Source organism: Enterobacter sp. RHBSTW-00994 (assembly GCF_013782625.1).
In the GTDB taxonomy this organism is placed as follows: Bacteria; Pseudomonadota; Gammaproteobacteria; order Enterobacterales; family Enterobacteriaceae; genus Enterobacter.
In genome coordinates, this window is the sequence record NZ_CP056199.1 from 3,112,417 (window position 1) to 3,126,554 (window position 14,138).

General features: G+C 51.6%; 11 protein-coding genes and 1 riboswitch. Of the genes, 6 read left to right on the top strand and 5 right to left on the bottom strand.

Annotated elements, in window-relative coordinates:
* Positions 1–102: 102 nt before the first annotated feature.
* On the bottom strand, positions 103–1,155 hold the full coding sequence (fbaB, locus tag HV346_RS14990; protein WP_181620093.1) for a class I fructose-bisphosphate aldolase: 1,053 nt from the start codon (positions 1,153–1,155) through the stop codon (positions 103–105).
* 252 nt (positions 1,156–1,407) lie between these two features.
* Between fbaB and HV346_RS14995 the strand changes: the two genes are divergently transcribed.
* From HV346_RS14995 to HV346_RS15005, 3 genes are read left to right on the top strand one after another with little or no spacing between them, the layout of a single operon-like run.
* Complete coding sequence (locus tag HV346_RS14995) at positions 1,408–2,685, top strand: nucleoside permease (RefSeq protein WP_181620094.1); 1,278 nt, start codon at positions 1,408–1,410, stop codon at positions 2,683–2,685.
* On the top strand, positions 2,682–3,686 hold the full coding sequence (locus HV346_RS15000) for an ADP-ribosylglycohydrolase family protein (protein ID WP_181620095.1): 1,005 nt from the start codon (positions 2,682–2,684) through the stop codon (positions 3,684–3,686). The genes HV346_RS14995 and HV346_RS15000 overlap by 4 nt, the downstream gene beginning before the upstream one ends.
* Complete coding sequence (locus HV346_RS15005) at positions 3,683–4,642, top strand: PfkB family carbohydrate kinase (RefSeq protein WP_181620096.1); 960 nt, start codon at positions 3,683–3,685, stop codon at positions 4,640–4,642. Before HV346_RS15000 ends, HV346_RS15005 begins: the two co-directional genes overlap by 4 nt.
* On the opposite strand, the gene HV346_RS15010 is transcribed toward HV346_RS15005, so the two are convergent.
* From HV346_RS15010 to thiM, 3 genes are read right to left on the bottom strand one after another with little or no spacing between them, the layout of a single operon-like run.
* A complete protein-coding gene (locus HV346_RS15010) occupies positions 4,616–5,362 on the bottom strand; it encodes a GntR family transcriptional regulator (protein WP_181620097.1) in 747 nt (248 codons plus the stop codon). The two genes, HV346_RS15005 and HV346_RS15010, sit on opposite strands and share 27 nt — an antisense overlap.
* A gap of 42 nt (positions 5,363–5,404) precedes the next feature.
* Positions 5,405–6,205 carry a bifunctional hydroxymethylpyrimidine kinase/phosphomethylpyrimidine kinase gene (gene thiD / locus HV346_RS15015; RefSeq protein ID WP_181620098.1) on the bottom strand — a complete coding sequence of 267 codons (801 nt, stop codon included), beginning with the start codon at positions 6,203–6,205 and terminating at the stop codon, positions 5,405–5,407.
* Positions 6,202–6,972, bottom strand: a complete 771-nt coding sequence (thiM, locus tag HV346_RS15020; RefSeq protein WP_181620099.1) for a hydroxyethylthiazole kinase — start codon at positions 6,970–6,972, stop codon at positions 6,202–6,204. The genes thiD and thiM overlap by 4 nt, the downstream gene beginning before the upstream one ends.
* A 35-nt stretch (positions 6,973–7,007) precedes the next feature.
* Positions 7,008–7,105, bottom strand: a riboswitch (TPP riboswitch).
* A 594-nt stretch (positions 7,106–7,699) separates the two neighbouring features.
* Between thiM and HV346_RS15025 the strand changes: the two genes are divergently transcribed.
* The 3 genes from HV346_RS15025 to HV346_RS15035 all read left to right on the top strand — a co-directional run bounded on the left by HV346_RS15025 (position 7,700) and on the right by HV346_RS15035 (position 11,335).
* Complete coding sequence (locus tag HV346_RS15025; protein ID WP_181620100.1) at positions 7,700–8,161, top strand: hypothetical protein; 462 nt, start codon at positions 7,700–7,702, stop codon at positions 8,159–8,161.
* A gap of 312 nt (positions 8,162–8,473) precedes the next feature.
* Entirely contained in the window at positions 8,474–9,850 is a 1,377-nt protein-coding gene (locus HV346_RS15030; RefSeq protein WP_181620101.1) for a diaminobutyrate--2-oxoglutarate transaminase, read from the top strand.
* A gap of 18 nt (positions 9,851–9,868) precedes the next feature.
* Complete coding sequence (locus tag HV346_RS15035) at positions 9,869–11,335, top strand: aspartate aminotransferase family protein (RefSeq protein ID WP_181620102.1); 1,467 nt, start codon at positions 9,869–9,871, stop codon at positions 11,333–11,335.
* Between the two features lie 130 nt (positions 11,336–11,465).
* On the opposite strand, the gene HV346_RS15040 is transcribed toward HV346_RS15035, so the two are convergent.
* Positions 11,466–13,643 carry a polysaccharide biosynthesis tyrosine autokinase gene (locus tag HV346_RS15040; RefSeq protein WP_181623804.1) on the bottom strand — a complete coding sequence of 726 codons (2,178 nt, stop codon included), beginning with the start codon at positions 13,641–13,643 and terminating at the stop codon, positions 11,466–11,468.
* Positions 13,644–14,138 lie beyond the last annotated feature (495 nt).

Sequence of the window (14,138 nt, forward strand, 5' to 3'; positions counted from 1 at the left end):
GTGGATCGGGATGAGTGTTTGAATGAAATGAAAAGGGGTTTCGGATTTGAACCAGGCGAGATCTGATGCCCTCTCCCCGCGGGAGAGGGAGAAGTGCAGAAGTTACGCAATCGTCACTTTACTATCCAGATAAACATCCTGAACCGCATTGATCAGTTTCACGCCATCGGCCATTGATTTCTTGAACGCCTTACGCCCAAGAATCAGGCCCATCCCACCTGCACGTTTATTAATGACCGCAGTACGCACGGCGTCAGAGAGATCGGTTTCACCACCAGCCGCACCGCCAGAGTTAATCAACCCGGCGCGGCCCATGTAGCAGTTCGCCAGTTGATAACGCACCAGATCAATCGGGTTGTCGCTGGTCAATTTGCTGTAGACGCGATCATCGGTATAGCCAAAGTTGACGGCTTTGTAACCGCCATTATTTTCGGCCATTTTCTGCTTCACAATATCCGCACCGATGGTGGCGGCAAGGTGGTTTGCCTGGCCGGTCAGATCAGCTGACACATGGTAATCCACGCCGTCTTTCTTAAAGGCTTCATTGCGCAGATATGCCCACAGAACCGTCACTAACCCCAGCTCATGCGCACGCTCGAAGGCGGCAGAAATTTCTTCAATCTGGCGGCGAGACTGCTCAGAACCAAAATAGATAGTCGCGCCTACGGCCACCGCTCCCATGTTGAACGCCTGCTCTACGCTGGCATACAGGGTCTGGTCATATTCTGTCGGATAACTCAGCGTTTCGTTGTGGTTCAGCTTGACGAGGAACGGAATGCGGTGGGCATAGCGGCGGGATACCGAAGCCAGCACGCCGTAGGTCGATGCCACGCAGTTACAGCCCGCTTCAATCGCCAGCTCCACAATGTTCTTCGGATCGAAATACAGCGGGTTGGCCGCAAAAGATGCGCCCGCCGAGTGTTCTACACCCTGGTCAACCGGCAAAATGGAGAGGTATCCGGTCCCACCCAGACGTCCGGTGTTATACAGCGCCTGCATGTTTCGCAGGACGGCTGGCGGACGGTTGTTATCTACCATCACACGGTCCACATAATCATGGCCCGGTAGATAGAGGTGGCTGGCTGGAATGGTCATACAACGATGCTGTAGAAGGCTGTCGGCGTCTTTGCCAAGCAATTGCGAAATATCAGTCATAGCGATGCTCCCGTAGGTTCCGACATCATGTCGGAGCATGTGATCCAGGCCCACACTTTTATGGGCAGAGTAAGCCTGGTACTGACTTAACAGATTTTCCAGCACCTGCGATCGTTTTCAGCACAATCTGCTGGCTCGATTCGTGTACAACAAAACTGTTACATCGATCAAACAATCACCACAAAGGTATTTAAAAGGTATTATTGAATGGTATGTTAAAGGAGTACCCTCTCTGACATGCAGGATTAAACAATGAAAACGAAAGTCCAACTGTCATTCATGATGTTTGTTGAATGGTTTATCTGGGGCGCCTGGTTTGTGCCCCTGTGGCTCTGGCTGAGTAAAAGCGGCTTTACCGCCGGGGAAATTGGCTGGTCTTATGCCTGTACCGCCATTGCCGCGATCCTCTCGCCAATCCTCGTCGGCTCGTTGACCGATCGCTTTTTCGCGGCACAAAAAGTACTGGCCGTCCTGATGTTCGCTGGCGCGATCCTGATGTACTTCGCCGCACAGCAAACGCAGTTCAGTACCTTCTTCCCGCTGCTGCTGGCCTACTCTCTGACCTATATGCCGACGATTGCATTAACCAACAGTATCGCCTTCGCCAACGTGGACGACGTGGAAGCAGACTTCCCGCGAATTCGTGTGATGGGCACGATCGGCTGGATTGCCTCGGGCCTGGCGTGCGGATTTCTGCCGCAAATGATGGGACACAGCGATATTTCAGATACCAATATTCCGCTGTTACTCACCGCCGCCAGCTCCGCACTACTGGCCGTGTTTGCGCTGTTCCTGCCCGACACCCCGCCGAAGAGTACGGGAAAACTGGATATCAAGGTGATGCTCGGCCTGGATGCCCTGATCCTGCTGCGCGATAAGAACTTCCTTGTGTTCTTCTTCTGCTCGTTCCTGTTCGCCATGCCGCTGGCGTTCTACTACATCTTCGCTAACGGCTACCTCACTGAAGTGGGCATGAAAAACGCCACAGGCTGGATGACGCTCGGCCAGTTCTCCGAAATCTTCTTCATGCTGGCACTGCCGTTCTTTACCAAACGCTTTGGTATTAAGAAGGTCTTACTGCTGGGTCTTATCACCGCAGCCATCCGCTATGGTTTCTTTGTTTACGGTGGCGCAGAGCAATACTTTACCTACGCCCTGCTGTTCCTCGGCATTTTGCTGCATGGCGTGAGTTACGACTTCTACTATGTGACCGCGTATATCTACGTGGATAAAAAAGCGCCAGTACACATGCGTACTGCAGCGCAGGGGTTGATTACGCTGTGCTGTCAGGGCTTTGGCAGCCTGTTAGGCTACCGCCTGGGCGGTGTAATGATGGAAAAAATGTTCGCATACAAAGAGCCAGTGAACGGGCTGACCTTCAACTGGGCCGGAATGTGGGCATTCGGCGGGATCATGATTGCCGTGATCGCCGTGTTGTTTATGCTGTTTTTCCGCGAATCGGATAAAGAGATCACCGCAATTGAGGTGGTTGATGGCGATACCGCGCTGACACAAGGGGAAGTTAAATGAAACAAGAACGTGTTCTCGGTGCTCTTTACGGGCAGGCCTTAGGGGATGCGATGGGCATGCCGTCGGAGCTGTGGCCAAGAAGCCGTGTAAAAGCGCACTTCGGCTGGATCGATCGCTTTTTGCCTGGACCGGCGGAAAACAATGCCGCCTGTTATTTCAACCGGGCGGAGTTTACCGACGATACGTCAATGGCACTGTGTCTGGCTGATGCCATTATCGAGTGCGACGGGCAGATCGACGCAGATGTTATCGGCAAACACATCTTGCGCTGGGCGCTGGATTTCGATGCCTTTAATAAGAACGTGCTCGGCCCGACGTCAAAGATCGCACTCAATGCGATCCGCGACGGTAAACCGGTCAGCGAACTGGAAAACAACGGTGTGACCAACGGTGCAGCCATGCGCGCTTCCCCGCTCGGTTGCCTGTTGCCTGCCACCCGCCTGGAACATTTTGTTGAGCAGGTGGCACTGGCCTCCAGCCCGACGCATAAATCCGATCTGGCGATCGCCGGTGCGGTGGTAATTGCCTGGGCGATATCACGCGCCATTGACGGTGAAAGCTGGCAAAACATCGTCGATGCCCTGCCGGGTATTGCGCGCTACGCACAGGAATCACGGACCACGACCTTTAGCGCCTCGCTCGCTGCCCGTATTGAACTGGCGCTCAAAACGGTGCGTGAGGCTCACGGTATTGAATCCGCAAGCGAAGGGGTTTATCAGCTTGTTGGGGCCGGAACCAGCACCATCGAATCCGTCCCTGCAGCTATTGCGATGGTCGAACTGGCAGGCACTGACCCTAACCGTTGTGCGATGTTGTGTGCCAACCTGGGCGGCGATACGGACACCATTGGCGCAATGGCAACGGCCATCTGTGGGGCACTACAGGGCGTGCAGGCTATTGACCCGTCGCTCAAGGAGGAACTCGATGCCGTCAATCAACTCGATTTTGGTCAATACTGCGAAAAACTGCTGCACTATCGGGAGCAAAGGGAGGGCGTATGAACCCGACACCATTTGACCAACAGCTGGCGACGCTGACAGCCCAGCGCCCGGTAACCGTTCTGGGCGCGGCAGTGATTGACGTGATTGCCGATGCTTACGCCCTGCCGTGGCGCGGGTGTGATATTGAGTTAAAGCAGCAAGGTGTCAATATTGGCGGCTGCGCGCTCAATATTGCTATCGCACTGAAGCGCCTCGGTATTGCGGCGCAAAATGCCCTACCCGTCGGACACGGTGTTTGGGCTGATATCATTCGTAATGCGATGGCAAAACAGGATCTACACAGTGCCGTGGAAGCCGAATCGGGTGACAATGGCTGGTGTCTGGCGCTGGTGGAGCCAGACGGCGAGCGTACGTTCATGTCATTCAGTGGCGTGGAGAACCAGTGGCAGCCGTCCTGGCTTGCTGCGCTTAGCGTTCCACAAAACAGTCTGGTCTATTTGTCGGGTTATCAACTGGCGTCACCTTGTGGTGAGTTGCTGACAAGCTGGCTGGAAGGACTACAGGAGGTCACCGCATTGATCGACTTTGGCCCACGCATTGCCGATATCCCCGATGCACTGATGGCGCGGCTAATGGCCTGTAAACCCATCGTGTCACTGAATCGCCAGGAGGCACAGATTGCGGCAGAACGGCTTGGCGTGGATGTTGAATCGTTGGGGGAAAAATGGCAGCAGCGTTTCGCCTCTGCGCTGATTGTTCGTCATGATAAAGACGGCGCTGCATGGTATAAGGACCAGGACACGGGTTATGTTCCGGCATTTCCTGCCACGGTGGTAGACACTATTGGCGCGGGTGACAGTCATGCAGGAGGCACGCTTGCCGGACTGGCTGCCGGATGGAGCCTGGCTGATTCCGTCAGACTCGGCAATGCGGTTGCGGCCTGGGTGGTCAGTCACCGTGGCGGTGATTGCGCTCCCCGACGTGAGGAGCTACTCCTCGCACACAAACACGTATAGATCGCTGCGACAGTAGCTGATGCTGTACTCAATGGGCCGGTGTTGTTGGTCAAGCGCCACTTGCTTGATCACCAGCACCGGTATTTTGTCGTCCATCTTAATGTGTGTCTGAAATTCGCTGTCCGGCATGCGGGCACTCACACGCGAGCGAGTTCGCTGCGGGAAAATATTCTGGCTACGGAAGTAATCGTACAGCGAAATGCCAATGGCATCTGGATCATGAATGAGTCCTGCCGGAACCCAGGACTCTTCAATTGAGACCGCATCATCATCCACGTAACGAATGCGTTTTAGCAAAAAGACGTCGCTTTCCGGCGCAACAGATAACTGGTTTGCCACCTCTTCCGGACACTTCACTACGCTTTTGTTGACCCACAGGGTATTGGGCTTTTTCCCGCGAAGTACGACCTGCTGCGAGAAACCACGCGCCTCTTTCAGTGAGTATTCAAAGATATTGTTGATTTGCGTACCGTAGCCACGGGCGCGGGTGACCACGCCCTCTTCTTCCAGCGCCTGCATGGCTTTACGTACGGTGATCCGCGACACGCCCGTCAACTGACTCAGATCACGTTCACCCGGTAAAATATTGCCGTGTTCAAGCCCCCCGCTGCGCACCGCGTTTTTTACCGTTTCGGCAAATTTCAGGTACAGGGGCGTGTTGTCTGGCGCGGCAATACGTTCGTTTAGTTGAGCAATTAACCGGGTATGCGCTTGTTCCATCTCTGTTTTTCTCAGGCCTGGCGATTTCTGCCAGTATACGGCTTACCACCATGCATGAAAATGGTGTACCGGTCCAATACCGTGACCGACTTCCAGAGAATCCGCTTTCGCCAGCGCGCAGGAGAGCCAGGTCTTGGCCTCTTGCACCGTATCCGCCCAGCTATCGTGGCGTGGGCGTAATGCCGCAAGTGCCGCCGATAATGTGCACCCCGTACCGTGGGTATTTTTAGTTTTCACACGTGGAGCCGTAAAACGCAGCGCGCCTTCCCGGGTGAAAAGCCAGTCCGGGCTTTCCGCATCATCAAGATGACCGCCCTTCATCAGCACGGCTTCGCACCCCATGGCGAGCAACGCATTCCCTTGTTCTTTCATTTCTCGTTCATTCTGCGCATGCGGCGTGCCAAGAAGCGCAGCCGCTTCCGGCAGATTCGGCGTGATCAGCGCCACCTGCGGCAACAGTTTTTTTCGTAGCGTATCGACTGCCGAGGCGGAAAGTAGCGGATCGCCACTTTTTGCCAGCATCACGGTATCCAGCACCACGTTCTGGACCTGATAACGCTTAAGTTGTTCCGCCACGGCTTCTACAATGTCGGTTTCCGCCAGCATGCCGATTTTGGTGGTATCAATGCGTACATCGCTAAATACCGAGTCCAGTTGCGCGGCAACAAAGTCTGGTTCAATGCGATAGACGGACTGCACGCCACGGGTGTTTTGCGCCACCAGTGCAGTGATCACCGAGCAACCATATGCGCCCAGAGCCGAAAACGTTTTCAGGTCAGCCTGAATTCCCGCCCCACCGCTGGGATCTGTCCCGGCGATGGTCAGGGCATTAATCCGTTTCATGCCTGATCCTCCAGATGATAAAGCGCATCAAGGAATGCGCTGGCAAAGCTGCCAGGCCCACGACATTGTGAGACAGCAACTGTCCCTGCCCGCTTCATATACCCACAGGCGGCCGCCACATTACCCAGCCTGTCGCCCGGAAGCGAACAGCTGGCAGCCACCACGGCAGACAGCGCGCATCCGGTTCCTACCACGCGGGTCATAAGCGGATCGCCGCCAGTGACAGCATGAGTTCGAAGCCCGTCGGTGATGTAATCCACCTCGCCGGTGACCACGACAATTGCATGAGTTTGCCGGGCCAGTGCCTGGGCCGCAGGCAAAGCACGGGTTGCCGTATCCGTCGTATCCACACCGCGTCCACCGGCACTCATTCCGGCAAGAGCGAGGATCTCAGATGCATTTCCCCGGATTGCCGCGGGCTTGAGCGTGAGAATTTGCTGGCAAAAACGGGTGCGGAAGGAAAGCGCCCCCACGGCAACCGGATCAAGCGTCCAGGGTTTGCCTGCAGCAACTGCGCTCTCTATCGCCCGGTGCATAGACTGTGCGCGAGGCGCGGTGAGTGTCCCAACGTTGATCAGCAGTGCATCGGCAATCGCCGCAAACTGTTCCGCTTCTTCAGCTTCAATCACCATCGCGGGAGATGCGCCGAGTGCCAGTAAAACGTTAGCGGTAAAGGTTTGTACGACATCATTGGTCATACAGTGAGTGAGTGGGGAACGGGTTCGGAATTGATGCAAAAAAGGTAAATCGAGCAGGTCAGGCTGCATGGTTTCGCTCCTGCCTTACGTGAAGAAGCGATGACCGGGAAGGCATCTGACTTCCCTACGCTGGCATTATCCAGATCAGGTATTACGGGTATTTCTCAGCCTTCAAAAAAGAAGAGCACCCCGAGTCAAAATGATGTAACAACGGCAGACTATGGTAAGCCACGGACAATAGCAAGCCCCATACCTCTCATTTTATTTGCATAATCCCGGCGCAAAACAATGACAATTTTCACGCTTTCTCTTAGAGGTGATTATTTTAAATGCAAACATTAAATGTTATTGATTTACGTGAGATTAAAAGCGCCACGCATCGTAAAAACACGCCTGAAGTACGTTCACGAAAATAAAATAACCTATAAATAACAAATAGTTATTTATTTTCAGCCAACAAGAATACGGTATTAGTTAATCATGTTAAATGTGATCTGCATCAAAATGGCAACTGTCACCATACTGGATAGTTGTCTCGCGTTACCATTGTCGCTACTAAAGAAACAGTGCTACACCTGATTTGCAGATACTGCGTAGCGATTATGTTATTTCTCATATCGTATAAATGATATTCGCTTTATGAAATTAATCATATTCAGTGCAATCGTTTCTTTGCTCCTGGTTGCTACAGGTTTTTTTATGGGCGTTATTTATTTCACAATAATAACTCAGTGCCAATAGTTATCGGGCAATGTATTTAATTTGCTCTCTATATTGTAATATTCAAGGTCATATAATGAAAAAGTTAATGATAATAGCGTTGGCTGTTTCAACGCTGGCAGGTTGTACCACGCAAGCCGATCGCCTGGCGAAATGCGAGGCTCAGGGAATCAGTCGCGATACATGCTATCTCGCAGATCAAAACCGCACAGCTGCCATTAATGCGGCGGCTGAAAAACAGGCATTAGAAAATGCGGCTAATGCCGTACAGCATGCCCAGGCCGCAAAGATTCATGATCCGCTTCGTGAGGCTTCTTTCTCAGCAAATGCCCTTAACGCCACCATTTCTAACGGATTTTTCACCGCAACAATCAATGGCAACAAAGCAACCGTAAAGCGCCTTAACGCGAATTTCTATGAAATTCATGGTTACGGCTATGTTATATCTCTAAGTCTTGATGAAAACGGTATTACAAATGCGTCCTGGAATAAGACAAAGGGCCGCGACAACGGCATTTTGCAGGTAACACAAAAATAAAGATATCAGGGAGGCGAACACCTCCCTGAACACCGCCATAAGGCACGATTTGTAACACTCTTTACCCTCGATTTACCCTCATAACGATAATGATATAACTCTTTGTTTTAATTTGACGAATAGGGTTGGTAACGCTTTTAAACTCTGAATAATCCCTTACTTGTGCTTCATGTAACAAAACAGTAAACAAATTAACCATTGAGCCCCATGAAAAAAGGCTCTATATTGGCGGCGTTTTTTCCATACCCCATCTGTTTTTTTAACTTTTTATTCAATCGTGGTACATAACGAAGCCGCGGTTGTAGGAGTGATATGATGACGGATAAAGTCCGTATTGACACCGTAGATGCCCATAAAAGCAACGAAACCTATCTGGCCCGTCAGGCCGAGTTTGAATCAAACGTCAGGAGTTATCCCCGCAAGCTGCCTTTAGCGATCACTAAAGCAGACGGCGTGTGGATCACCGATGCAGATAATAAAGAATACCTTGACTGTTTAGCCGGTGCAGGCACGCTTGCGCTTGGTCACAACCATCCTGATGTGCTGAAAAGCATCCAAAATGTCATTACCAGCGGCTTGCCGTTACATACATTGGATCTGACTACGCCGTTGAAAGACGCGTTTTCCGAATATTTGCTGTCTCTGCTGCCTGGTCAGGGCAAAGAGTATTGCCTGCAGTTCACCGGTCCATCCGGCGCAGATGCTGTTGAAGCAGCACTGAAGCTGGCAAAAAAAGTTACCGGCCGTAGCGGGATCATCAGTTTCTCTGGCGGTTATCACGGTATGACTCATGGCGCATTGTCCGTGACCGGCAACCTGTCTCCAAAAGAAGCGGTTGACGGTATGATGCCAGAAGTTCAGTTCATGCCTTACCCAAATCAGTACCGTTGCCCGCTGGGTATCGGTGGCGAAGCTGGCGTGAAAGCGCTGACCTACTACTTCGACAACCTGATTAACGACGTTGAAAGCGGCGTGCGCAAACCCGCTGCTGTGATCCTGGAAGCTGTTCAGGGCGAAGGTGGCGTGAACCCGGCTCCGGCTGAGTGGCTGCAGCGCATCCGTAAAGTGACACAGGAACACGGTATTCTGTTGATCCTCGACGAAGTGCAGGCTGGCTTTGCCCGTACTGGTAAGTTCTTCGCCTTCGAACACGCGGGTATTGAGCCTGACATCATCGTGATGTCTAAAGCCGTTGGTGGCGGTCTGCCACTGGCCGTTCTCGGCATCAAGAAACAGTTCGATGCATGGGCTCCAGGCCACCATACCGGTACTTTCCGTGGCAACCAGCTCGCTATGGCGACCGGTCTGACCACGCTGAAAATCCTGAAAGACCAGAACATTGCTGGCAAAGTTGCTGCGCAAGGCGAATGGCTGAAAGCACAGCTGGCTGAACTGCAAAAACGTTATCCAGTGATCGGCCACGTACGCGGTCTGGGTATGATGATCGGTATCGAGATCGTTAAACCAAACGAGCCAGCTGACCATATGGGTTGCTTCCCTGGTGATGGTGAGCTCTCCGCACTGATTCAGAAGAAGTGCTTCGAAGCCGGTCTGATTCTGGAACGTGGCGGTCGTAACGGCGTTGTACTGCGTCTGCTGCCGTCCCTGCTTATCAGCAACGATGAGCTGAAAATCTTCCTGGATAAATTCGAGCAGGCACTGCTTGCTGCGGGCGTTCGCCCGGTATAACCGGAGTTGTTGAATACGATGTCTGATTCAAACCCAATTTTGTTCTCGTCCGCCCAAAGCATTGAAGCTTACCAGCAGGCGATTGAACAAAGCACTCAGGCTGTTATGCAGTGGCTAAAACAGCCTGAGATGTACCAGGGCAAAACGGTCGCGCAGTTGCGCGACCGTATTAAGCTGGATTTCAACCCGAAAGGACTGGGCAACGAAGCGGCGATTGAACGCGCTGTTGAGTTCTTCCTGAAAGACAGTCTGTCCGTCCATCACCCGCAATGTGTGGCACACCTGCACTGCCCTAGCCTGGTCGTAAGCCAGGCAGCGGAAGTGCTGATTAATGCCACCAACCAGAGCATGGACTCCTGGGATCAGAGCCCGTCCGCAACCATTATTGAGATCAAACTGATCGAATGGCTGCGTACCCGTGTAGGTTATCAGGCTGGCGACGCAGGTGTATTCACCAGTGGCGGAACTCAGAGCAACCTGATGGGCCTGATGTTGGCTCGTGATGCGTTCTTTGCACGCCAGGGCCACTCCGTCCAGCAGAATGGTCTGGTGGGCGACCTGCGTAAGATCCGTGTACTGTGCTCTGAAAACGCGCACTTCTCCGTACAGAAAAACATGGCGCTGATGGGTCTGGGCTACCAGTCTGTCACGCTGGTGAAAACCGACGAGTTTTCACGCATGGACCTTAACGATCTGGCGGCGAAAATTGATCAGTGCAACGCTAACGGCGAACAGATTCTGGCGATTGTTGCCACTGCAGGCACAACTGATGCGGGGGCTATCGACCCACTGCGTGAGATTGCTGAGCTGGCAGCGAAGCAGAATATCTGGGTTCACGTCGATGCGGCCTGGGGTGGTGCGCTGCTGATGTCTGAGCAGTATCGTCACTATCTGGATGGCATTGAACTTGTCGATTCCATTACCCTGGACTTCCACAAGCAATTCTTCCAGACCATCAGTTGCGGTGCATTCCTGCTGAAAGAAGCGCGTCACTACGAGCTGATGCGCTATCAGGCGGCTTATCTGAACTCCGAGTTTGATGAAGAAGCGGGCGTCCCGAACCTGGTTTCTAAATCACTGCAAACGACGCGCCGTTTCGATGCGCTGAAACTGTGGATGAGCCTGGAAGCGCTGGGTCAGGAGCAATATGCGGCAATCATCGATCACGGCGTCACGCTGGCACAGCAGGTTGCCGCTTACGTCAACGATCAGGCTGCGCTGGAACTGGTGATGAAGCCACAGCTAGCAAGCGTGCTGTTCCGTTTCCGTCCGCAAGTACGGATGGACGATGCGAACATTGCATTACTTAATCAGAAGATTGGTGATGCGCTGCTGGAGTCGGGTCGCGCTAACGTGGGCGTGACGGAGCACAACGGCATAACCTGTCTGAAGCTCACCCTGCTGAACCCAACCGTCACGCTGGATGATGTAAAAACCCTGCTGTCACTGGTTGAACGTACTGCGACGGAAGTAATGGCGAAGTAAGCTGTTCTTTCCAGTCGCACTGCTGAACTGCACCCGAAAAGTTGGGTAATCAACTGAATTAGGGTGCAGTTTTTTTATGACTGTCATACTCGTATTTTGTCAAAAGGAATGGCGGTTACGCCTTTCTTTTTCAGACCGGGACGTCGCGTTTACCATAGTGGCTATAGCCTGCACCATATTTATTCGCAGCAGATTTCACCACATCATTCAAAATAGTCCCGCTAACCTCGACGCCAGCCTGGTGTAAACGTTTCATACTGATTTCTATCTCTTTCACACTGGTCATACCATGACGGGCAATCAGAATCGTTAAGGCCCCCATCCTTCCAACCACTGTTGCATCCGTTACTGCGAGTACCGGTGGCGTATCGACGATAACCATGTCGTAGCGTTCATTCACCCACATCAGCAACGACTGAAATACCTCTCCCATCAACAATTCGGAAGGGTTTTCCGGCGGCTGGCCGCAGGTTATTACATCGATATCCCCATCGGTATACCGCTGAATAGCGTTCTGATAGCTGGAGTTGCCCATCAGTACTTCAGCCAGCCCGCAGCGATTACTCAGAGAAAAGATGTCATGTGCATACCCTTTACGCATATCGGCATCGATGAACAGCACCTTTAACTCCGCCTGCGCCACAATAGCCGCCAGCGAGGTACTGATAAGTGTCTTACCACAGTTCTGGGTTGGCCCCGAAACCATCACAATGCGGTTAACAGAGCCCATCAGGGCGAAATGCAAGCGGGTACGCAGCCCACGGATAGACTCAATCACAACATCATGAGGATGGGCAACAGGTAAAAAAGGGACATGTCTGGTTTTGTGCTGCCAGTTACCCTGGAAGAGGTGCTTGCGACGTAAGTGTGTTTTACGCCATAACCAGTCGGAGTGCGGTACAGTAGCAAGAATACTAATCCCTCTTGCTTCCAGCTGCTCTGGTGAATTGATTCCTCTGCGCAAAGCCATGCGAAGGATCACCACCACTGCGGATAATAGAAATCCTAGCAGTGCTCCACAAGCGACAATCAGCCCCTTTTTGGGCTCCACAGGAGTCGATAGCGTCTGGGCAGCATCAATAATGCGTACATTACCCATCGCGCTGGATCGCGAGAGGCTCAATTCTTGCTGGCGTGTCAGGAGGTGTTGATAAACAGCACTTCCGGAATCAACATCCCGGCTAAGACGAATAATCGCCTGCTGAATTAAGGGTAATTCCGACACTTTTTTGTTTAATCTCGACTTCGTTGCTTCGAGCGCGTTCCGCTTTTCGATCAATGAACGATATACCGGATGAGACTTCCTGTAACGCTGCGCAATGTCCGCTTCGCGGAGTGTGAGCTCATTAATGTGATTATTAATATTCACAATCTGTTCCAGTACAGATTTTGTTTCCAGAGTTAAATCAACCGAATTGCGCTGCTGTCGATAGCGATTTAATTGCTCTTCTGACTTAACGAGTTCTCGCTGAATCTCCGGTATATACTGCTGTAAAAAGTTGAGCCGTCGTGTATCACGTAGGGCCTGGCGATCGACGTTTTGTTGCAGATAGTTCTCCGTAATAGCGTTTAACGTTCTGGTGATGAGCATCGGATCGGCTCCCGTCAACGAAAGCTTAAGCACGCCACTCTGTTTAACGGTTTCTGTTACTGTGAACGCTTTACTGAGTGCACTAATAGCCTCAAGCGTTGGTATTTCTTTCAGAGTAAACTGTACGCCGGGTCTCGCGGTCAACTCACTGACCTCAATAATCACACCGCCTTTTTCTAGCGTTTCCCCTACTCGACCTTGCGCATGAAAATCCTTACCCTCAACCCGATACTCACCTTCCTTACCGGCTGTGATGGTGAACTCGCGGGAATCGTCGTCCCCCCAAGGGAGATAAACACGACCCATAACGATGCGACCCGCATGCTGACCCGTCATCTTCGCCCAGACTCGCCCGACAACAGGAAGCCAGTCCCGGCTAACTTCATATTTAAGGCCCAAATCGTCAACCGTCTTACCAAGTATCATGCGGGACTTAAGTAGCATCATGTCCGGCGCGGCATCTGGCGCAAGTTCTGAATTCATTTGGGTGAGACGTTTAAGCACATTATTATTCTGCTTCCCCACGACCTGTACTAAGGCATCGGCTTTATAAACGGGCGTGGCGCTGACAACATAAAGTGAAGTGCATATCGTGAGTAAGAGAGTCATGCAAAGAATAAAAATACGATTATCGAAAAGCTCACCCAAAAGTCGAACCAGATCCAGAGTCTGATTTCCATTCGTATTTTTATACTGATGTGTAGAATTTGACGACATTAAAAATACATTCCTTTTCATTCGTCGAAGGCGTTTCAGCACAGCGTTAAGCTCGTGCTCCCTGCGTTTTCTAAGGTATCCCTCTGCTGCGATCACAACCGTTCATATTCACCATGTAAATATATAACCCGGATTCCGATGAAATTATGCAGCGCGCGGATTCTTACCTCTTCATCGATAAGAACATCTTTTCTGTTTTTGTTATTCAGAAGGAATTCATTATTTAAATAAAAAATAAAGCAACACTCCCTTTCATTATGTTAATTCTTATCAGATGTTATGAATACCGTTAATAATGCACATCAGAATGATTTCAGAAATTTTCAGAATTCGGCTCAAAACCATTTGGAGAGCAAATATAAATAAGATCTTTCATTCACCCCCAGAAAGATTGCTCTTTCTAGATAGCTACAGAAAACTGTCCAGTTTTGTTACATTTTTTTTCAAACATACCCTACTGTGATACTTAGAATAGGACGTCTGCCACACAGTCAT

What these genes read in the sequence shown, in the direction of transcription:
- fbaB (WP_181620093.1), bottom strand. Translation starts at nt 1,155, where the DNA reads ATGACTGATATTTCGCAATTGCTTGGCAAAGACGCCGACAGCCTTCTA.
- HV346_RS14995 (WP_181620094.1), top strand. Translation starts at nt 1,408, where the DNA reads ATGAAAACGAAAGTCCAACTGTCATTCATGATGTTTGTTGAATGGTTT.
- HV346_RS15000 (WP_181620095.1), top strand. Translation starts at nt 2,682, where the DNA reads ATGAAACAAGAACGTGTTCTCGGTGCTCTTTACGGGCAGGCCTTAGGG.
- HV346_RS15005 (WP_181620096.1), top strand. Translation starts at nt 3,683, where the DNA reads ATGAACCCGACACCATTTGACCAACAGCTGGCGACGCTGACAGCCCAG.
- HV346_RS15010 (WP_181620097.1), bottom strand. Translation starts at nt 5,362, where the DNA reads ATGGAACAAGCGCATACCCGGTTAATTGCTCAACTAAACGAACGTATT.
- thiD (WP_181620098.1), bottom strand. Translation starts at nt 6,205, where the DNA reads ATGAAACGGATTAATGCCCTGACCATCGCCGGGACAGATCCCAGCGGT.
- thiM (WP_181620099.1), bottom strand. Translation starts at nt 6,972, where the DNA reads ATGCAGCCTGACCTGCTCGATTTACCTTTTTTGCATCAATTCCGAACC.
- HV346_RS15025 (WP_181620100.1), top strand. Translation starts at nt 7,700, where the DNA reads ATGAAAAAGTTAATGATAATAGCGTTGGCTGTTTCAACGCTGGCAGGT.
- HV346_RS15030 (WP_181620101.1), top strand. Translation starts at nt 8,474, where the DNA reads ATGATGACGGATAAAGTCCGTATTGACACCGTAGATGCCCATAAAAGC.
- HV346_RS15035 (WP_181620102.1), top strand. Translation starts at nt 9,869, where the DNA reads ATGTCTGATTCAAACCCAATTTTGTTCTCGTCCGCCCAAAGCATTGAA.
- HV346_RS15040 (WP_181623804.1), bottom strand. Translation starts at nt 13,643, where the DNA reads ATGTCGTCAAATTCTACACATCAGTATAAAAATACGAATGGAAATCAG.